At 67.2% G+C, this 19,781-nt stretch carries 19 protein-coding genes; 9 read left to right on the top strand and 10 right to left on the bottom strand.

Annotated features, from left to right (window positions below):
* Positions 1-19 precede the first annotated feature (19 nt).
* Positions 20-529: a DUF1285 domain-containing protein gene (locus MYSTI_RS07265; protein WP_015347070.1), complete on the top strand. Its 510-nt coding sequence runs from the start codon at positions 20-22 to the stop codon at positions 527-529.
* On the opposite strand, the gene recA is transcribed toward MYSTI_RS07265, so the two are convergent.
* Positions 530-1,558, bottom strand: coding sequence for a recombinase RecA (gene recA / locus MYSTI_RS07270; protein ID WP_015347071.1), 1,029 nt, complete (start codon positions 1,556-1,558; stop codon positions 530-532).
* 430 nt (positions 1,559-1,988) lie between these two features.
* Here recA and MYSTI_RS07275 point away from each other — a divergent pair, with 430 nt between their 5' ends.
* Positions 1,989-3,347 (top strand): NAD(P)/FAD-dependent oxidoreductase, encoded by a 1,359-nt coding sequence (locus tag MYSTI_RS07275; protein WP_044279266.1) that lies wholly within the window; start codon positions 1,989-1,991, stop codon positions 3,345-3,347.
* Here MYSTI_RS07275 and MYSTI_RS07280 read toward each other — a convergent pair.
* Positions 3,302-4,990 carry a YifB family Mg chelatase-like AAA ATPase gene (locus MYSTI_RS07280; protein WP_015347073.1) on the bottom strand — a complete coding sequence of 563 codons (1,689 nt, stop codon included), beginning with the start codon at positions 4,988-4,990 and terminating at the stop codon, positions 3,302-3,304. The genes MYSTI_RS07275 and MYSTI_RS07280 overlap by 46 nt on opposite strands.
* Positions 4,991-5,263: 273 nt before the next feature.
* Here MYSTI_RS07280 and MYSTI_RS07285 point away from each other — a divergent pair, with 273 nt between their 5' ends.
* Complete coding sequence (locus MYSTI_RS07285) at positions 5,264-5,854, top strand: hypothetical protein (RefSeq protein ID WP_233278197.1); 591 nt, start codon at positions 5,264-5,266, stop codon at positions 5,852-5,854.
* Here MYSTI_RS07285 and MYSTI_RS07290 read toward each other — a convergent pair.
* The 5 genes from MYSTI_RS07290 to MYSTI_RS07310 all read right to left on the bottom strand — a co-directional run bounded on the left by MYSTI_RS07290 (position 5,755) and on the right by MYSTI_RS07310 (position 9,005).
* Positions 5,755-6,378, bottom strand: a complete 624-nt coding sequence (locus MYSTI_RS07290; protein WP_015347075.1) for a DUF2378 family protein — start codon at positions 6,376-6,378, stop codon at positions 5,755-5,757. The two genes, MYSTI_RS07285 and MYSTI_RS07290, sit on opposite strands and share 100 nt — an antisense overlap.
* Positions 6,379-6,458: 80 nt before the next feature.
* Positions 6,459-6,956: an ExbD/TolR family protein gene (locus MYSTI_RS07295; RefSeq protein ID WP_015347076.1), complete on the bottom strand. Its 498-nt coding sequence runs from the start codon at positions 6,954-6,956 to the stop codon at positions 6,459-6,461.
* Complete coding sequence (locus tag MYSTI_RS07300; RefSeq protein ID WP_015347077.1) at positions 6,956-7,369, bottom strand: ExbD/TolR family protein; 414 nt, start codon at positions 7,367-7,369, stop codon at positions 6,956-6,958. Before MYSTI_RS07300 ends, MYSTI_RS07295 begins: the two co-directional genes overlap by 1 nt.
* Positions 7,370-7,497: 128 nt before the next feature.
* Entirely contained in the window at positions 7,498-8,181 is a 684-nt protein-coding gene (locus MYSTI_RS07305) for a MotA/TolQ/ExbB proton channel family protein (protein WP_015347078.1), read from the bottom strand.
* A 68-nt stretch (positions 8,182-8,249) separates the two neighbouring features.
* Entirely contained in the window at positions 8,250-9,005 is a 756-nt protein-coding gene (locus MYSTI_RS07310; protein WP_015347079.1) for an energy transducer TonB, read from the bottom strand.
* A gap of 231 nt (positions 9,006-9,236) precedes the next feature.
* On the opposite strand from MYSTI_RS07310, the gene MYSTI_RS07315 reads away from it, so the two are divergent.
* The 4 genes from MYSTI_RS07315 to MYSTI_RS07330 all read left to right on the top strand — a co-directional run bounded on the left by MYSTI_RS07315 (position 9,237) and on the right by MYSTI_RS07330 (position 15,901).
* Positions 9,237-12,467, top strand: coding sequence for a TonB-dependent receptor (locus MYSTI_RS07315; RefSeq protein WP_015347080.1), 3,231 nt, complete (start codon positions 9,237-9,239; stop codon positions 12,465-12,467).
* Positions 12,468-12,502: 35 nt separating this feature from the next.
* Complete coding sequence (locus tag MYSTI_RS07320; protein WP_015347081.1) at positions 12,503-13,216, top strand: hypothetical protein; 714 nt, start codon at positions 12,503-12,505, stop codon at positions 13,214-13,216.
* A 119-nt stretch (positions 13,217-13,335) separates the two neighbouring features.
* On the top strand, positions 13,336-14,880 hold the full coding sequence (locus MYSTI_RS07325; RefSeq protein ID WP_015347082.1) for a radical SAM protein: 1,545 nt from the start codon (positions 13,336-13,338) through the stop codon (positions 14,878-14,880).
* 94 nt (positions 14,881-14,974) lie between these two features.
* Positions 14,975-15,901, top strand: a complete 927-nt coding sequence (locus tag MYSTI_RS07330; protein ID WP_015347083.1) for a hypothetical protein — start codon at positions 14,975-14,977, stop codon at positions 15,899-15,901.
* 175 nt (positions 15,902-16,076) lie between these two features.
* On the opposite strand, the gene MYSTI_RS07335 is transcribed toward MYSTI_RS07330, so the two are convergent.
* Both MYSTI_RS07335 and MYSTI_RS07340 read right to left on the bottom strand, forming a co-directional pair.
* Positions 16,077-16,757: a hypothetical protein gene (locus MYSTI_RS07335; RefSeq protein WP_015347084.1), complete on the bottom strand. Its 681-nt coding sequence runs from the start codon at positions 16,755-16,757 to the stop codon at positions 16,077-16,079.
* A gap of 3 nt (positions 16,758-16,760) precedes the next feature.
* Positions 16,761-17,336 (bottom strand): DUF4920 domain-containing protein, encoded by a 576-nt coding sequence (locus MYSTI_RS07340; protein ID WP_015347085.1) that lies wholly within the window; start codon positions 17,334-17,336, stop codon positions 16,761-16,763.
* Between the two features lie 89 nt (positions 17,337-17,425).
* Here MYSTI_RS07340 and MYSTI_RS07345 point away from each other — a divergent pair, with 89 nt between their 5' ends.
* Both MYSTI_RS07345 and plsY read left to right on the top strand, forming a co-directional pair.
* Positions 17,426-17,857: a DUF2752 domain-containing protein gene (locus MYSTI_RS07345; RefSeq protein WP_015347086.1), complete on the top strand. Its 432-nt coding sequence runs from the start codon at positions 17,426-17,428 to the stop codon at positions 17,855-17,857.
* Between the two features lie 11 nt (positions 17,858-17,868).
* A complete protein-coding gene (gene plsY, locus MYSTI_RS07350) occupies positions 17,869-18,447 on the top strand; it encodes a glycerol-3-phosphate 1-O-acyltransferase PlsY (RefSeq protein WP_015347087.1) in 579 nt (192 codons plus the stop codon).
* Here the strand turns inward: plsY and MYSTI_RS07355 are convergent.
* On the bottom strand, positions 18,364-19,605 hold the full coding sequence (locus MYSTI_RS07355) for a THUMP domain-containing class I SAM-dependent RNA methyltransferase (protein WP_044279277.1): 1,242 nt from the start codon (positions 19,603-19,605) through the stop codon (positions 18,364-18,366). The genes plsY and MYSTI_RS07355 overlap by 84 nt on opposite strands.
* Positions 19,606-19,781: the final 176 nt, after the last annotated feature.

The raw sequence follows: 19,781 nt of genomic DNA on the forward strand, positions 1-19,781 counted from the left end.
GCGCAGATAGAAAGTGACCATGCAACCTCCCTCCGGACAGCCCCCCTCCGGCAAGCGCTGGCATACCCGCGAGGACAGCGGCATCCGCCTCGATGCGAACCTGCGCTGGTGGCACGACGACGAGCCCATCGAGCACCCGAAAATCATCGAGCTCTTCAACATCTCCCTCGTCCTGGACGACGCGGGGCGCTACCAGCTCCGCATCGGAAGTGACTGGTGCTACGTGGAGGTCGCGGACGCCGCCTTCGCGGTGCGGACCGTGGACGTCACGCCAGATGAGCGCGTGTCCATCCGACTGAGTGACCGCACCGCCGAGGCGCTGGAGCTTCCCAGCCTGCGGGTGGAAGGTGACGGCGTCCTGACCTGTCGCGTGAAGCAGGGACGGGCCAAGGCCCGCTTCTCACGGGATGCCCAGTACCAACTGGGCGAGCTGCTGGAGCCTGCTCCCGATGGCGGGCTCCAGCTGTGCGCGGGCTCGCGGCGGTATCCCGTGGCGCTGTCCCTGGATGAGCTGTCGGCCGCTGGCTAGCTAGGCCGCGGCTTCCATGGGCACGGCGGGGCAGGGAAGGGGAGGCGCACCCGCCAGCTCCCGGGCCAGTGCCTCCATGGTGTCGGGATGTTCGCGCAGCCACTCGACGGCGCGCTCACGTCCCTGTCCGATGCGCTCGCCGCGCACGCTGAAGTGACTCCCCGACTTGTCGATGAGTCCCGCGGCCACGCCCAGGTCGAGCACCTCGCCCGCGCGATGGACTCCGGAGCCGTACAGCAGGTCGAACTCGGCTTCCTGGAACGGAGGGGCGACCTTGTTCTTCACCACCTTCACGCGGGCTCGAGAGCCCACCACACTGTCTCCCTCCTTGATGTTCCCCGTGCGACGAATCTCCAGGCGCACCGAGGAATAGAACTTCAGTGCGTTGCCGCCCGTCGTCGTCTCCGGGTTGCCGAACATCACGCCAATCTTCATTCGAATCTGATTGATGAAGACGATGCAGGTGCCCGAGCGGCTCACCGCGCCAGTGAGCTTGCGCAGGGCCTGGCTCATCAACCGGGCCTGAACACCCATGTGCGCGTCCCCCATCTCGCCCTCGATTTCCGCGCGAGGCACCAGCGCCGCCACCGAGTCCACGATGATGAGGTCCACGGCTCCGGAGCGAACGAGGTGCTCCGTGATCTCCAGGGCCTGTTCTCCCGTATCCGGCTGGGACACCAGGAGCTCCTCCACCTTCACACCGAGCTTGCGCGCATAGGACAGGTCGAGCGCGTGCTCCGCATCGATGAAGGCCGCAACCCCACCGGCGGCCTGCACCTGCGCAATCGCATGCAGCGTGAGCGTCGTCTTGCCTGACGACTCGTTGCCGAACACCTCCACCACGCGACCGCGGGGATAGCCGCCCACGCCAAGCGCTCGGTCCAGTCCCACCGAGCCCGAGGGAATCACCGCGACCTTCTGCTCGCGGGTGTCACCTCCCAGTGTCATCACCGAGCCCTTCCCGAACTGCTTCTCGATGGACGCCACCGCCGCCGCGACTGCCTTCAGCTTCTCCGTCAACTTGCTCATCGACTCCCTCGCCGCCCTGTCCTTGAGACCGTGCTGCGCCTCGCCGCCTTCGTGAGGGCGACGCACGCATCGAAGCGCTGATGAGCAATGGACATGCCGAGACAGCTTCCTCGCGAGAAGTCGCGATGGAGCGTCCGCGGGGTCGGCGAGGTGTCCAGATGATGGAGGGCCACGCGAATGCATCAGGGCTTCGTGGGCCTCATCCACGATGCGCCGGGATGCGTTGACGGGAGGCACCTGCCGTGAGCCGCCGAGCGCCCGCGGAACGATGGGCAGGAACCTCCGAGTCTTTCATCGGTCGTGGTGCGCTGTCATGGCCATTTGCTGCGGGCAAGGGGGCGGTTAGTTGCCCGACTAGGCTCCGGCGCTTTGCGTTGAAGTTTGGAGGCGCCGGCATGACCTTTCGGGCGTGAAAACCCAACGCGAAGACATGCCCCATGTGGTCATCCTCGGCGGAGGGTTCGCCGGGCTCCGAGCCGCACAGCAGCTCGTCAAGGCGCCAGTCCGTCTCACCCTGGTGGACCGACACAACCACCACTTGTTCCAGCCGTTGCTGTACCAGGTGGCCACGGCGACGCTGAGCCCCAGTGAAATCGCCGCGCCGCTGCGGGCACTCCTAGGGCCCCGAGGCGTCTCGGTGCTGCTGGCGGACGTGACGGGCGTGGACCCCGAGAACAAGCGGGTGCTGCTGGCGGACGGAGAGCTGAAGTACGACTACCTCATCGTCGCGACGGGGGCGACGCACTCGTACTTTGGCAATGACCACTGGGCGCCGTTCGCGCCTGGACTCAAGTCCATCGAGGATGCGGTGGAGATCCGGCGCCGAGTCCTGGTCGCCTACGAACTGGCTGAGCGGGAGACGGACCCACGCATTCGCCGCTCGCTCCTCAACTTCGTCATCATCGGCGCCGGACCCACGGGCGTGGAGATGGCGGGCTCGCTGGCGGAGATCAGCCGCAGCTCCCTCCCCGGGGACTTCAAGAACATCGATACGCGCGATGCGCGCATCATCCTCATCGAGGGCATGGACAAGGTGCTCCCTGTCTATCCCGACGACCTCACCACCAAGGCTCGGCGCACGCTGGAGCGGCTGGGCGTCGAGGTCCGCACGGGCGCTCGGGTGACGAACATCGATGCGACGGGTGTCTACATCGGTGATGAGCACATCGAGGCTCGCACCGTGATTTGGGCCGCGGGCGTCGCTGCGTCGCCGGTGGCTCGCTCGCTGGGAGTTCCGCTGGACCGGGCAGGCCGGGTCAGCGTGACACCCGAGCTGACCGTGCCGGGGCGTGAGGACATCTTCGTCGCGGGAGACCTGGCCTCGCTGAAGCAGGCGGATGGAACGCCCGTGCCAGGCCTTGCCCCCGCGGCGATGCAGGAGGGCAAACACGCGGCTCGAAACATCCTGCACCGGTTGCGGGGACAGCCGATGGTGCCGTTTGAGTACTGGGACAGAGGCTCCTACGCGGTGATTGGTCGAGGACACGCGGTGGGCATCGCCTTCCGCCGAGTCAAACAGGCGGGCTTCTCCGCCTGGATGGCCTGGCTCTTCATCCACCTGATGTTCCTCATAGGCTTCCGCAGCAAGCTGGCGGTGATGCTCGACTGGGCCTACTCGTATCTGACGTTCGGCAAGTCGGCGCGCATCATCACAGGGCCCGCGCCCAGGCTGGATGAGCTCCCTCGCCCCACTTTCTCGACGGAAGGGACAGTGCTTCCGAGTGGTGCCCCCAAGCCGCCGGCTCAGCTGGCCGCGTCGTCGCGGGACATGGCGCCCTCGTCGCGCTGAGGTGGCTCCGCGGGCCATCGCGGGGCTTGTCGCGGAGAGAAGGATGCGAGGCCTCGCGAGCTACCTCCTGTTCGCGAGGGTGGGGCGCCGCCATGGGTGTTGGAATGAAGCCAGCCCCGCCGGTCCAAGGCCCGGCAGTCGATGGCCAGCTGCATGTCTGTCTCCTCGATGCGGCCATGTCCTTCCAGGTCCGCCCGAGTCAGGGCCAGCTTGAGGAGCCGGTCATGCGCACGTGCCGAAAGCCCGTGGTGCCGCACCGCCAGCTCCAGCATCCGCTCCGCGCGAGGGCTCAACACGCAATGGCGTCGCAGCAGGTGTGAGGGAAGTTGTGCGTTGCAGTGCACCTGGGCTTCTCCGGCGTAGCGCTCGCGCTGGCGTTGCCTCGCGGCCTCCACGCGTTCCCGATGGTGGCGGCTGGTGGACTCCTCGGGCTGCGCACGGGCCAGGTGGTGGTACTCCACGGGACGCGTTTGCAGGGTGATGTCGACACGGTCCAACAAGGGCCCGCTGACGCGCGCGTGGTAGTCGAACACGCGGTGCTCAGGGCAGGTGCACATGTGGCCCGGCACGTTGAAGTAGCCACAGGGGCAGGGGTTCATCGCCGCCACCAGCATCACCCGGCACGGATAGCTGAGATTCTGATTGGCCCTCGCGAGGTGGATGACGCCTTCCTCCAACGGCTGCCGCAGGACTTCGAGCACGTTGCGGCGGAACTCCGGCAGCTCATCGAGGAACAACACGCCATGGTGCGCCAGGGACAGCTCGCCCGGTCGCGCCGTGGGACCTCCGCCCACGAGTCCCGCGTCGGAGAGCGTGTGGTGGGGCGCTCGAAAGGGGCGCTCTCGCACCAAGGCATGGCCGTCGGTGAGCAGGCCCAGCACGGAGTAGACCTTCGTCACCTCGAGCGACTCGGAGAAGGTCATCGCCGGGAGGATGCTGGGGAGTCGGCGTGCGAGCATCGTCTTGCCAGAGCCTGGAGGGCCGCACATCAGCAGGTTGTGCCCCCCCGCGGCCGCCAGCTCCAAGGCCAGCTTGAGCTCTGGCTGGCCTCGGACGTCCGCCATGTCGGGCCCGGCCCCCTGTCCAGACGTCGCCGCAGAGGGGCTGCCCCGCTGGAATGGGGGAATGAGCCGCTCACCCTTCAGGTGGTCCACCGCGTCGCGGAGGCTCGAGACGGGGAGCACCGTCAATCCCTCGACGAGCGCCGCCTCGGCCGCATTGGCCGCGGGCACCATGACTCCGTCGAACCCCTTGTCTCGGGCCGCCACCGCGAGCGGCAGGACGCCCTTGATGGGCTTGAGTGAGCCATCCAAGGACAGCTCCCCTCCAAAGAGATATCGGCCCAGGGCACTGTCCTCGAGCAACCTGGCGGCCGCCAGGACACCCAGGGCGATGGGCAGCTCGAAGGCCACCCCATCCTTGCGCAGGTCGGCCGGAGCCAGGTTCACGGTGACGCGCTTCTGTGGAAGCTCGAAGCCCGTGTTCTTGAGCGCGGAGACGACCCGCACCTTCGACTCTCGCACCGCGCCTTCCGGCAGCCCCACCACGTTGAAGTAGGGGAGGCCGAGCGCCATGTCGACCTCGCACTCCACCACCACCGCGTCGATTCCCATCAACGCACCCGACCGCACTCGCGCCAGCATCCCGCCCTCCCTCCACCGTCCCGTGCCGCATTGAGCAACTGGCGTACCGTCTCCTTCCTCCGCGCGAGCCTGTTTCACCCAATCCCTTGGAGCGGATGCCCATCCACGAAGGGGCGCTCAGGCGTTTCAGGCCCACTGGATTAGTGAAGGGCCTCTAGCCAGGGCGGGTGGCTCTTGGGTACCTTGGCGGGTATCTGGGGACGAATCGGGGGAGATGAATCAATGGGGTTGCAGGGGAGCCGTCGACGTCCGGTCCGCATTCGCCGGGCCGACATGAAGCGAAGCCAGCGGATGAAGGTCGCCTTCGGAGTGTTCCGCTTCTGCCTCTACGGCATGGTGGGCATCAGCTCGGAGATCTTCTTCTACAACCTGGTGCGTATCGCCCGGGACGTCCCCTTCCTGGGGGCGCTGTTTCAGTTCCAGTGGCAGGTGGATGACCGGCTGGGGCTCAACAACATCTGGCATACGCCGGCTGTCACCGCCTACGGGCAGTGCTCGCTGTGGATGTTCCTCATCTACGGCGTCGCATGCTTCTTCTTCGTGGAGCCTGTCTTCAGGCGGATGCTCTACCAACACGCCAGCGCTCGGGCGGCTGTGTATGGGATTGGCATCCTGGTCTTCGAGGCCTTCAGCGGCCTCTTGCTCGAGCGGCTCACCGGCTACCGCATCTGGTACTACGCGGACGCGGGCGCCATCTTCTGGCAGATGACGTCGCTCTACATCCTGCCCATCTGGATGCTGACCGGGCTCATCGCCGAGTTCATCTACAGGGAGCTGATGGACCCGGATCTCATGGCGGCCTTGGAGTCTCCGCTCCCCGCCACGCCGGAAGAGACCGAGGCCTCCTTCCAGCTGATGCGGTAGGTGCAGGCGTGGCCGTCGTAGTTGGACGGCTCCACGCGCACTTCCTGGGCTCCGGCGACGCGGAGCCCCGCATGGATGATGCCAGCGGTGAAGTCAGGGTAGGCCCCCACTTCGTTCATCCACAGCTCGAACTGGGTGGGGGAGAGCTCCGAGAGCTTCGACTCGGTGTAGTTGTTGCCCGCCCGGAAGTTCTGCGTGGCCCGCATGAGCGTCCTGCGAGGCCCTAGCACGCGCAGCAGCGACAGCACCGCACGGCCGAGCATCGTCTCCCGGAAGCCCTCGATGTAGGCCTCGCCCAGCTTCCACGTCCCCTGGGCAACCGAATCCCGAGGGAACAGCTCCTCCGCGGCGATGCGCAGGAAGGCCATCCAGGACTCAAAGGAGTAGGCGGGACGGAGTTTCTGGTCCACATCGAGCCCCGCCTGCCTCAGGCGCTCCTTGCAGGCAGGCGTCAGCCGCCCCTGCAGCGCGCGGAGGAAGAGGGCTTCGATGGTCTGCTCAAAGACGAGAAGCTCGTCAGCCATGAGGAGTGAACTCTAGCCGACGAGCTTCTCATTGTGAACCGCGACTCCAACCCGGAGCGTAGGACTCCGGGAGGAGGGACTCAGGGGGCCGGGGTAGGCGCCGGCGTACCCGTGTCGACCTGGGTTCCCTGGATGATGGCGTTCGACGGCAGCTCGGTCGCCATGCCGAGGACCTTGGCACCCGCCGCCTTCGCGCCGTCCAGGGCCGCGATGAGCCGACCGTAGTTGGTCGCGTCGTCCGCCATGAAGAAGACGACCTTCTCGTCCGGCTTCTTCGCCGCCAGCATCCGGGTCAGGCGGGTGACGTAGTCGGCCGCGGAGATCTTCTCCGTGTTGATGGAGTAGCCGCCGTCCTTGTCCAGGAGGACCACGAGCTGCTGATCATTCGGATCCGGCGGAGGCTGGTTCTCCTCCACCTCGGTGTCCGGCACGCGCACCAGGATGTCCTTCTCCAGGAGGGGCGTGACGACCATGAAGATGATGAGGACCAGCACCACGTCGACCAGCGGCGTGACGTTGATCTCCGAGTTGGGCGGCGTCTGCGGCTTCACCCACTGTCGCTGCTTGTGGCCGGCCATTACTTCTTCTCCTCGACGCCGAGCGCGATCTGCTTGGCCTTGGCCTTGCGGGCCACGTCCAGCACCTTGCGCACGTCGCCCACGTTCACGGTGTTGTCACCCTTGAGCAGGATCTTCTTGCCCGGATCCTTCACCAGCTCCTGCGCGATGCGGTCCTGCAGGGCCTGCTCGTCCACCTGGTCGTTCTCCACGAACACCTTCTTGTCCGGGGTGATGGAGACGTAGAGAGGATCCGAGTCCTTTCCCTTCTCCTTCTCGATTTCGGTGGCCTTCGGCAGCTCCACGGACTTGCCGCGCTGGAGCATGGGGGTGACGACCATGAAGATGATGAGGAGCACCAGCACCACGTCCACCAGCGGCGTGACGTTGATCTCGCTCTTGATGCCCCCCTTGGGGCCAGCTGACATTCCCATGCGTTTATCCTGCTTCCTGGTGGTGGAAGCCCGCCGCCCGGAGTGGCTCCGTCGACCCCCGGACTTCAGGGGCCGCGTTCAAGCCGGGAGGCGGGCCTCGGGTCGTCCCCGGGCTCGCCGGTGACTGCTCAGGCCGCGTGCGAGGAGCTCGCGCCGCCGCCCATGTGGCGGGCCACCACGTCGAGGAACTCGTTGGAGGACTCGCTGATGTCCACCGAGCGAGCATCCACCCAGCCCTGCAGGAAGTTGTACGCCATCACGGCGGGGATGGCCACGAGCAGACCGAAGGCGGTGGTGATGAGCGCCTCGGCGATACCCGCGGAGATGGTGCCCAGACCGCCGGAGCCGGCCGCCGCCATGAGCTGGAACGCGTTGACGATACCCATTGTCGTGCCGAGCAGACCGACGAACGGCGCCGTCGAGCCGACCGTGGCCAGAAGGCCCAGGCCGCGCTTCATGCTCTGCACTTCGCGCTGCGCCTGACGCTCCAGGGCGCGAGCCACCGACTCCACCGCGACGTCCTTGTTGTTGGGGCTGATGCGGTACGCGGTGAGGCCGGAGTTGATCACGCGGCCCAGGTGACCCACGTCCTTGCCCAGGTTCGTGTTGGCCGCGGTGGTCAGGTCGCCCTTCGCCAGGATGGCGCCCATCTTGGCCGCGAAGTTGCGGCTGTCGGACCGGGTCTTCCGGAAGACGATCATCCGCTCCGCCATCACGACCAGGGACGCCACCGACATGATGGCCAGGGTGAAGATGATCATACGGGCGAACGTGCCCGTGTGGTGCCAGATATCGATGAGAGTGAATTGCATGGCTTGATTTAGCGCTCCTCCTCACGAGCGCGATGTGGTCGGCGGTGCTTCTCTACGGCGCGCCCGGATCAGCGCGGCAGCTTCAGGTTCAGGGTGAAGGTGTAATCCACCTGGACTGGACGTCCCTGGAACGTCACGGGCTTGTAGCGTGACGAAGTCAGTGCGTCCATGACGGCCTGCTCCATGTGGGGAAGGGGCTTGATGACTCGGCAGCGCTCCACTCGACCTTCCACGGTGATGACGCACTTGACGATCATCGTTCCCTGCACGCGCGACTCGAGCGCTTCACGCGTGTACTCGGGCGAAGGGCCCGAGACCTTCTCGGGACGGGTCATGCCCGCGCCGAACGGCAGCACTTCGGTTCCGGTGCCGCCCAACTGGCCGCCGACCACGCCGCCAATCACGCCACCGACGACGCCGCCCACGACACCACCGGCGACGCCACCTTCGACACCACCCTCGACGGCCTCTTCGGTCGGCTCCTCCGCCGCCTCTTCAGGCTGCTCGGTCGGCTCGACCTCCTTGGGGACCTCTTTCGGGATCTCCTTGGGCTGGACGATGGCGTCCGGCTTCTTGGGCTTCTTCGGCGTCGTCTTGGGCTTGGAGGTCGCCGCGGGGGGAGGGGGCGGCGGAGGAGGAGGCGGCGGAGGGGCCATGGTGGCCTTCAGCGTCACCTCGATCTCCTTCTCCTCCTCGACCGGTGGCCTCGTGGACAGGACGTAGGCCACGACGAACAGTGCGACGTGTAGGATCACCGAGATGGTGGTTCCCACTCCGAAACGCGCTTTCGGCGTCTGACCGCGGTCAAGGACTGAATCAAACATGTACTGTACTCCTCTTCACCAGTGGACACCCACCACGCCCCGCCCCGATGAAAGGGCGCGCTACCATACAGAAACGGGTTCCGGGTTCAAGCGAGCGCGGTCAAGGAGAACTGACCTGATCGCGCAGTTGCCCCACTGGTAACCAAAAAGCAACGGTCTATTGACAACTGCTTGACCTCGGATATTTTCCCCAGTCATTTTCGGTTGCAGCCCACCTTGGAGGGGTCTGGTATGCACTTGAACCGAGTGCTCCGGGAAACCGGAGTTGTCCTGGCCGCAGGTCTGCTTTATGGATCGGCGGCTTTCGCGCAGTCGAGCACGATGATCGGAACGGTCATCGACTCACAGAGCCGGCAGCCTGTCGCTGATGTGGTAGTGACCGCAACCTCGCCCAACCTTCAGGGTGAGCAGATGGTGGTTACTGACGCTCAGGGCAACTACCGTATTCCCCAGCTTCCGCCGGGTACGTACACCCTGCGGTTCGAGAAGGAGCAGTACAAGCCGTACGCGCGTTCTGACGTCCAGCTGCGCCTGAACCGCACCATCCGCGTCAACGTCGAGCTGCTCCCCGAGTCCCTCGGTGAGGTGGTTGAGATCGTCGGCGCCCCGCCGACCATCGACGTGGGCTCCACGACCACGGGCGTCAACGTGGATCAGGAGTTCATCAAGCGCATCGCGGTCGCCCGTCCGGGCGGCAAGGGCGGCGCGGCTCGCTCGTTCGAGTCCCTGGCCGAGCTGGCGCCTGGCGCCCAGAACGACCAGTACGGTGTCTCCATCAACGGTGCGACCTCGCCTGAGAACGGCTACGTGGTGGACGGTCTGTCCACGAACGACCCGGCCTACGGCGTGAACGCCAGCCCGATGAGCATCGAGTTCGTGCAGGACGTGAACATCATCACCGGCGGTTACATGCCGGAGTTCGGTCGCTCCACGGGCGGTGTCATCAACGCGGTGACCCGGTCGGGCTCCAACGAGTTCCACGGAACGGTCTTCGCGAACTGGACCCCTGGAACCCTGGAAGGCAACCGCAAGATCGTCCGGTCGGAAGGCACGGTCATCAGCGGTCTGAACGAGCTGAAGAACCTGGGTGACTTCGGTGCCACCCTCGGCGGTCCGATCATCAAGGACAAGCTGTGGTTCTTCGCCGGCTTCACGCCGTCGTTCACGCGCTACCAGCACACCCGTACGCTCAACGCGCTCCGTCTGGACCCGACCACGGGTGAGACGCAGACCGACTCGAGCGGCTTCTCCATCGTCGACCCGATCCGCGGCTCGGACCGTCAGTACTACGCCGACAACCGGACGATTCAGTACATGGGCAAGCTGACGTACCTCATCAACCAGGACCACAACGTCTCGCTCGCCCTCAACGGCACGCCGACGACGACCGGTGGCCTGGGCAAGCTGTCCATCAACCCGCAGTCGGGTGCCCTGCCGGGTGCGATCACGACCCGTCCGGGTGACTTCGGTCAGCTGGAGACCAACGCCAACGCCACCGCGGTCGCGCTGAAGTACGCCGGCGCGTTCATGGAGAAGAAGGTCCTGGTCGACGCGACGTTGGGCTGGTTCCACCAGACCGCGTCCACGCTGCCCGCGGACGGCAGCAAGCTGGGCAGCAGCCAGGGCCTCGCGGGCTACGCGCGCATGCAGTACACCTCTCCTCGTCGACTGACCGTCTTCGAGGGCCTGCCCGCCGGGCAGGAGGGCGCGTGCGACCCGGTCATCGTGAATGCTGGTACGCCGGATGAGGAGATCATCGAGCGTTGCCCTGTGACGGGTTACTTCGTCGGTGGCCCGGGCTACATGAGCGACTCCACGCTGGATCGCTACCAGGTCAACGCGAAGGCCACCTACCTGCTGAACGCCCTCGGCACCCACGTGCTGAAGGCTGGCGCGGACGCGGAGTTCCTGTCCTACGACCAGCTCAAGGCGTACGGCGGCGGCGTGTACTTCGCCGAAGGTGCGAACTACGGCGCCGCGAACGGCTTCGGTCCGACGTACAACAACGGCCAGCCGTACAGTGGCAACACGGTTCGCGACTTCCGTCGCTACGGCTACCAGGCGTCCCCTGACAGCCCGATCACCCAGCTGACCCAGCAGTCCAAGACCACCAGCACCACGGTCGGTGGCTTCCTGCAGGACTCCTGGTCGATCGCCAACCGCGTCACCCTGAACCTGGGTGTTCGCTACGACGTGCAGGCGATGTACGGCGGTGACGGCGAGCTGGCGCTCATCATGGGCAACCAGTGGTCGCCTCGCCTCGGCGCCATCGTCGACCCGTTCGCCAACGGCCGCACCAAGTTCTTCGTGAACTACGCTCGGTACTACGAGCAGGTTCCGCTGAACATGATGGACCGCGCGTTCCCGGGCGAGCGCCGCTACGAGGCGCGTCGCGCCTTCGCGGAGCCGGGTGAGTCTGGTGGCTGCGATCCGTCCCGCCGCGAGAGCCAGGAGACGGACTGCCGCAACCCGAACTACGTCGTCAACCTGCCGGAGGGCAACCGCAACCCGAACCGCCTCTACACGGGCGGCAAGGTGGAGAACGAGCCCATCGACCCGGACATCCAGCCGCAGTCGTCCGAGGAAGTGGTGGTCGGTGCTGAGTACGAGCTCATCGCGAACACCCGCGTGGGCGCCAGCTACACCCACCGCAACATGAACATGGTCATCGAGGACATGAGCCGCGATGACGGCAACTCGTACTTCCTCGGTAACCCGGGCAGCGGCTTCGCCAAGGAGTTCCCGAAGCCGGAGCGTAACTACGACAACGTCACGGTCTACCTGAACCGCACGTTCTCGGACGGCTGGCTGGCCCAGGCGAACTACACCTGGTCCCGTCTGTACGGTAACTACCCCGGTCTGTTCCGCCCGGAGACGGCTCAGCTCGACCCGAACATCCTCTCGGACTTCGACCTGGTCTCCCTGCTGACCAACCGCACGGGTCTGCTGCCCTTCGACCGTACGCACCAGATCAAGGTGTTCGGCGCGAAGGAGTTCAACTTCACCAACGCGCTGTCCGCGAGCGTCGGTGTCTCCTACCGCGGCAACTCGGGTACGCCGATCAACTACTTCGGTGCGCACTCCCTCTACGGTGAGGACGAGTCCTTCGTCCTCCCCCGTGGCGCGGGTGGCCGGACCCCCTGGATCAACACGATCGACTCCAACATTGGCGTCAACTACCGTGTCAGCAAGGACAGCATGCTGTCCGTGACCCTGGACGTCTTCAACCTCTTCAACTTCCAGGGCGTGTCCGGCGTGGATCAGACGTACACCCGGCTCCCCGTGGCCCCGATTGCGAACGGCACGCCGAGCGACCTGCCCGGCAACGTGACCTGGCAGCCGGGTGAAGAGCGTGATGAGGCGTTCGGCTCGGTGGATGGCGACATCAACCCGAACTTCAAGAACCCGACCTCCTACCAGGCGCCGCGTCAGATGCGTATCGGCGTCCGGTACACGTTCTAGTCACTGGCCCTTTCGGAACGGGAAATACAAGTCACATGACCAAGAACATCCTGAAGGTCACGATGGTTCTCGTCGGCGCGGCGACCGCGCTGACGGGCTGCAACTTCGACCAGCCCGAGGCCCCCTGCTTCGTGCAGGACCACGTCAGCTGGGTCGCGCGGTACGACCTCGTTGACACGCCCAAGCAGGCGGACGGTTCCGCCTGCACCAACGTCGAGGGACAGAAGGCACCGGCCGCTGAGGCTGTCGGCGTCTTCAAGTTCACCGACCCGGACGACCTGACCAAGTCGCTGCTCACCATCCGCCCTGCCGGGTTGGCGAGCCGCGGTGCGCTGGATCCGAACAGCCCGACGACGCAGCAGACGGCGCTGGGTGCGTTCGCTTCCGAGCCGACGAACGACTTCTGCGCGGCCCCGACGCTGTCGCTTGCCTCGGTCAATGCCCAGGCGGCGAGTGCGACTGTTCCGGCGACGTCGATCTCCTACCAGTACAAGAACATGGAGGTCTACGCGGCCGCGGCGGTTCCCGGGACGCAGATGCGTGGCGAGCTGGTCTACACCCGCGACGGTTGCATCTCGACCTACGCGGTTCGTGCCCTGTGGCCGGCGGTGTCCTGCGACCCCAGCTCCGCGACGGCTTGCGGTCCTGGTACGGCGAACCTGAACCCGGACTTCGCGGCTGAGTGCGTTCGGACGAGCGCGACGGCGGGCATCTGCGCCCCGTCGAAGCCCATCCCGTCGCTCCGCTAGTCGTCCTTCGTTGAACAGCGCCACTCCCTGGAGTGGCGCCTCGCGGCCCCGGCAGCCCTCCTCAGGGAGTGGACTGACGGGGCCGCGGTGTTTTAAGGGCTGTACCTGTCTGGAGGCACATGGAGGGCCGTTACTCACTCATCCACCACGTCCGCTCGCTGCTGGAGGACGAACAGGGCACCCTCTACAAGGAGGCGCCCTACCGCGTGGCCCTGTGCTACCCGAGCCCCTATCACGTGGGGATGAGCTCGCTGGGGTTCCAGGCCATCTATCGCGAGATTCATGAGCACCCGGGGGCGACGGCGGAGCGCGTCTTCCTTCCGGACGACGTGGAGGCGTTCAAGCGCACGCGCGCACCCCTGTTCTCCTGGGAGTCGCAGGCACCTGTCTCCAGCTTCGCCATGCTGGCGTTCTCCGTCGCGTACGAGCTGGAGCTGACCGGTCTCTTCTCGATGCTGGAGCTGGCGGGGCTGCCATTGCTGGCGGAGGAGCGCCAGGGCGGACGGCATCCCTTGGTGGTCGCCGGGGGGCCGCTGACGTTCTCCAATCCGGATCCGCTGGAGCCCTTCGTGGACGTGCTCGTCCAGGGCGAGTCCGAGGACCTGATCCACGTCCTGGTGGAGGCGGCGGCTTCCATGGACCGCGAGGCGCTGTTGGATCATCTGGCGCGCACCCCTGGCTTCCGCGTCCCGGGGCGGGGCGGACAGCGCTACCACGTCGCGCGGGCGATGGACTCGAGGCTGCCCGCCCGCTCCCAAATCGTCACGTCGCATACCGAGCTGCGGTCGATGTTCCTCATCGAGCCGGAGCGGGGCTGCTCTCGGGGCTGTCACTACTGCGTCATGCGGCGCACCACCAACGGAGGGATGCGCACGGTGCCTCCGGAGCGGGTGTTGTCGCTCATTCCGGATCATGCCCGGCGGGTGGGCCTGGTGGGCGCGGCGGTGACAGATCATCCCCGCATCGTCGAGTTGCTGCGCACCATCGTGGACTCAGGCCGCGAGGTGGGGGTGTCTTCGCTTCGCGCGGACCGGCTGACCCAGGAGCTGGTGAACCAGCTGCGCCGGGGCGGGGCGACGAACCTGACGGTGGCGGCGGACGGGGCCTCGCAGCGGATGCGGGACATGGTCGACCGCAAGCACTCGGAGGAGCAGATTGTCCGCGCCGCGGAGTTCGCGCGCACGGCGGGCATGAAGCAGCTCAAGGTGTACAACGTGGTGGGGCTGCCCTTCGAAGGGGAAGAGGACATCGACGAGCTCATCCGCTTCACCGCCGAGCTGTCGCGCATCCTGCCCGTGGCGTTGGGCGTGGCCCCCTTCGTGGCCAAGCGGAACACGCCCCTGGATGGGGCTCCCTTCGCGGGCATTCGCGAGGTGGAGACCCGGCTGGAGCGGCTGCGCAAGGGGCTGCGCGGGCGTGCCGAGGTGCGTCCCACGTCCGCGCGGTGGGCCTGGGTGGAGTACATGCTGGCCCAGTGCGGTCCGGAAGGCGGGTTGGCGGCGATGGATGCCTGGCGCGCTGGAGGCAGCTTCTCCGCCTGGAAGAAGGCCTTCGAGGGGCGGGGCTGCGAGCCCTACATGGCCCGGCGGGTGGAGGATGGTCGGCGCAACCCCACGCTCTGGCCCACTGTTCCGAAGGTGGCGCCGTCCGCGTCCGCCGCGTGACGGGAAGGCGCAAGTGCCGGTGCACGAAGGGCCCTGCTTCCGCTAGAAGTCCGGTGGCGCCGATGGCCGGCGCCCAGAGGCAGCGGAGAATCAGGTGAGCACGCAGCGCGTGGACAAGGCGTGGCAGCAGAAGGGCCTCAAGGAGTACTCGACGGAGGCCCTGCTCGGTACGCTCGGCCACTACGGCATTCCCGTGGCCGAGGAAGACTTCCGGAAGCTCTCGGAGACGACCTTTCCTCTGGGCATCGCCCAGCACTGGAAGGCGAAGTGGAAAGGCACGGGCCCGTTCAAGGACTTCATCGTCGCGGCGGCGGTGGAGTTGTGGCGGCGCTGGCTGCCGGACCGTGTGGCCCCGCATGAGGTGACGGAGGCGCTGGCCTCGCTCATGAGGGCGCTGCTGCAGCTCCTCAATGGCGCCACCGACGCGCCCGTGGGCCCTGCGTTCGAGCGGATGACCACGCTGCGCTCTAAGATGCCCCTGGATGACAAGGGCGCTCCCCAGGAGCGCTTCATGCAGGAGTCGCTCGCGCCCTTCTCGGAGAAGGACGCGGAGTTCTTCGACCGGCTGGCGGAGACGCTGGCTCGCTCGGGCCATCCGGCGCACGGCGACTCCTTCGCGGAGCTGGAGGAGTTCTTCCTGCCAGACCGCAAGGGCATCTCGAAGGCCATCGTGCGCGCGGCGCGCGGGGAGCAGGACGCGGCCGTGGTGGACCTCGTGAAGCTGACCGAGGACACGGCGCGCACGCCCATCGCCCGGATTCTGGCTGTGGATGGACTCATCCACCTCCAGGCGAACGGCCAGGCCGCCTCCGCGGGACGCATGTTGCTGGAGTGGGCCGAGTCGACGAAGGACCTGCACCTCGCGCTGGACCTGGTGCCGCGTCTGGAGCACGTCTACAAGGCGCAGAACGACCGAGTCTCGCTGCTGGAGCTGATGCAGACGGCCGAGCGTCTCGAGGCCGAGCACGACCGCGTGCACCCCGGTCACCGCCGCCACCGTCACAATCACAACCACGGCTGATGTCTCCCGCGCGGTGCACGATGGTCGTGCGCCGCGCGGTGCAGTCCTCCTGATGCGCTGAGCGGGCCCCTCGCCTGATGCGTGGTGCCCACCGCGCCCGGTGAGAGAGGCGCCTGGCGTGGAGCTCCCGTGCGCCGCGGAGGGCGCGTGCCGCGCCGGGGCCGAGCGCCTGGTCTCACTCCGCGGTGCTGGTGCCTTCCGCTCCGCCCTTGGCCTGCGTGCGCCGGGGCTTCCTCTTGCGAACGGGCTTGGTGTCCGAGGCCGCGGGTGGACCGTTCTCGGTGGTGGCCACCGTCGCGACCTCCTCCGCGGGAGGAGGGGCTTCGTCCTCCTTCGAGGGCAGCGGCGTCGAGCGCTTGAGGGGAATCTTGAGGACGTTGGGAACACCTTCCGACACGTCTCGCGTGGAGACGACGGCGCCCACGGTCGTGTAGCGGATGGCGCCTGTCTGCGTGAAGGCGTGCTTGAGCGGATACGACTTGGCCCTCGGGAGGAACCAGTCGCGCGCGGCCTTGAGCGGCAGCACGTGCATCTCTCCCTGCGAGAGGAACACGTACACCAGCAGGTCCGCCCCGCTGTAGAGGAAGCAGCCGGGCGTGTCCTTCTCGAGGTTGGACACCAGCTCGAAGAAGTAGCGCCGGCGAGTCGCGTTCCGGTCGCCCTTCACCTCGATGCCGCGCACCTCCCCGGAAGGCAACTCCCAGAGGAGGTCCACCCCTCGGTGCTGGAAGCGCGGGTCCGACTGCACGTCATGAACGCGCGAGCCCGGCTCGGTTTCCAGCAACCACGCCCTTGCGTGCTGCACGGCGCGGTCGGCCGCGCCCTGCACGCCCTTCATGCTGAAGCTGCGTGCCATGTCCTACCGGCGCAGCTCGACGCCCGTCGCCACCAGCTGCACTTCGCGGGGCTTGCCGTCCGCGCCGCGCGGGACGATGGCGCCTTCGCTCTCGTAGTGGGACGCGTGGCTCTCACTCAGCTCCGCCACCTTCACGACGCCTTCCACGCGCGCCTGCGCGCCCGCGGAGTCGAGCGGAACGAAGAAGCCGTAGTCCTTGAACGTCACGCGCACGCCGGGGCCCTTCGCCGCGTCGGTGGCGAGCTCCATCCAGCAGCCCTTGCGCTCGCACGCCTTGCGCACGCGTCCCTCGAGCGTCACCGTCTTGCCCTCGTGCGGCTGGGGCTTGGTCAGCAGGTCCGCGAGCTTCACGGGGTTGGCGCCCTTGAGGGCCTCGCCACGGGTGAGCTTCCAGTTGTCCTGGGAAGAGGCGGCGGCCTCGGGCTTGGGCGCGGCCTTGGCGGCGTCGGCGGGGTGGTGGCAGTCGCTGGCGGCCGCCTTGTCCTCGCTCCCGGCCTTGGCGGGCGTCTTCTTGTCGCCAGCGAAAGCCAGCAGGGGAACAGCGACCAGCAGCATCAGGGACGTGCGGAGCGAGTTCATGACTCGCTCGCTTAGCCAAAACTCGTTGCCCCGGCAAGACGAGGCCCGTACTACACTGTCACTCCCAGACACCTCTCGGCGGGTCGCGCATGAAGGTCTTCATCCCTCCTCGCAATCGCCGGCTTGGCACGGTGGACTACATGGGGCTCATGGGCCTCGTGGGGTTGCTGGTGGCCCGATACATCCCGGTGGCCCGAATCATCCCGTTCTGGGGTTGTGTGCTGCGCGAGCGTACAGGGTGGCCCTGCCTCGGTTGTGGGCTGACCCGGGTGGCGGACCGGGTGTCCCACTTCAACTTCGAGGGCGCCTGGGAGGCCAATCCCCTGGGGACGGTGGCCGCCCTCCTGTTCGCCCTGGCGGCGGTGGCCATGGTAGTGCACCTGGTCTTCGCCGTCCCCATTCCTGAAATCCGGCTCTCGGCGAAGGAGTGGAGGGCGTTCCAGGTGGTGATGCCTGTCATCGTCCTGGTGAATTACGCCTACGTGGTGGTGAAGACGCGCTTCCCCCACCTGCTGCTATAGAGCGAGGTGTCGTGACTCTCGCGCTCGTGCTGCTGGGCTATCTCGCCGGCTCCATCCCTTTCGGTGTCCTGCTGACGCGGTGGCTGCGTGGCGTGGACGTGCGCCAAGGGGGCAGTGGAAACATCGGCGCCACCAACGTCACCCGGGTCGCGGGCAAGAAGCTGGGTGCGCTGGTGCTGGTGTTGGATGCGCTGAAGGGCGCGCTGCCGGTGGCGCTCGCGGTGCGGCTGGTGCCGGGCCAACCCCTGGTGCATGTGATGGTGGGGCTGGCCGCGGTGCTGGGCCATGTCTACCCGGTGTGGCTGAAGCTCCACGGGGGTAAGGGCGTGGCGACGGCGCTCGGGGTGTTGCTGGTGCTCGCTCCGTGGGCCGCGCTGGCCGCGGGCACGGCGTTCATCGCCATCTTCCTGCTGTCGCGAGTCAGCTCCCTGGGCTCGCTCTTCGCGGGCGCCACGGCGGTGGGCACGACGGCCTGCACCGCTCCGGCGACCGAATACACGGGCCTCTCAGCCTTCCTCTTCGTCGTCATGCTGTGGACGCACCGGAGCAACATCGGCCGGCTGCTGCGTCGCACCGAACGGCGCTTCTGAGCCTTCCTCGCCGCCCCCCGAGGCGCGGTAGCCGAGCAGGTTGCATTCGATGGGGCCGTTCCACAGCTCCCTGCGGGACGAGGGGCGCGCGTGGAAGGCGCTCTCGAAGGCGGGGTTGCCGCAGAGCACCCAGACTCGCCAGCCGGGCACGCGCAAGGCCTCGCCCAGCTTGTAATAGAAGCTCTTCATGCCCTTCTGCCCGCCCGTGCCAATGCGGTCTCCGTAGGGCGGATTGGTGAGCAGCAGGCCGTGGGTGGCGGGGAGGTGCGGCATCCGCGTGGCGTCGCCCTCGGTGAGGGAGATCTCCTCCGACAGCCTGGCGGCGCTCACGTTGCGTTGCGCGGCTTCGAGCGCCTCGGGGTCCTTGTCCAGGCCCCAGATGGGGACCTCCACCTTGCGCTCGTTGCGGCGGGCATCCGCGCGCAGGTCCGCGAGCAGCTCGCGAGCGCGCGCCCCCAGCTCCGGCCAGCGCTCCACCGCGAAGTCCCGGTTGAGGCCCGGGGCCCGCTTCCGCGCAATCATCCCGCCTTCAATCAGCAGCGTGCCGGAGCCGCACATCGGGTCGACGAGGGCTTCGTCTCCCGTGTAGCGCGCGGCGCGCAGGATGGCGGCGGCCAGCGTCTCCTTGAGCGGAGCGACGGTGGGGCGCACGCGATAGCCTCGGCGGTTCAGGGAATCGCCACAGAGGTCCAGCGAGAGCGAGAGGGTGTCGCGAGACAGGTGCGCGACCACGCTCACGTCGGGGTCCTTCGTGTTGACGTCGGGCCGCGTGCCCACGACGTCGCGCATCCGGTCGACGATGGCGTCCTTCACCTTGAGGGCGACGAAGCCGGAGTGGCTGTGCTCGCTGTCCTTCAGCGTGGCGTCCACCGCGAACGTGGTGGTGGGCGTCAGGTGCTCTTCCCAGGGGACGCTCCTGACGGCCTCGTAGAGGCCCGCGGCGCCACGGGCCTCGAAGGCGCCCAGGGGGGGGTAGAGGACTCGCATCGCGATGCGAGACCAGAGGCAGACCATGAGCGCCTCGTCGAGCGAGGCCATGAACCGCACGCCTCCTCGGTCCTGGCGGATGCGGCGCGCGCCGAGCTCCTTGAGCTCGTCCGCGAGCAGGTCCTCGGTGCCGCGAGCCGTGGTGGCGAAAAGGGCAATACGTTCAGCCATGAGACCCCCGCCCATAAACGACCTGGGACCGCTTGGGAACCCACAAGACGCTGGAAGTGTGGCCCGCATGGTTTCCACGGGCCCGGAATCCGGGGGGGGGCCGGCGGGCACTCGAGAGCCCGTATCGCCCGCTGGTGGCCTGGGAGGGGCCGCGGGTCTCCTCCCGACAAGCGCCG

Source organism: Myxococcus stipitatus DSM 14675 (genome assembly GCF_000331735.1).
Lineage (GTDB): Bacteria > Myxococcota > Myxococcia > Myxococcales > Myxococcaceae > Myxococcus > Myxococcus stipitatus.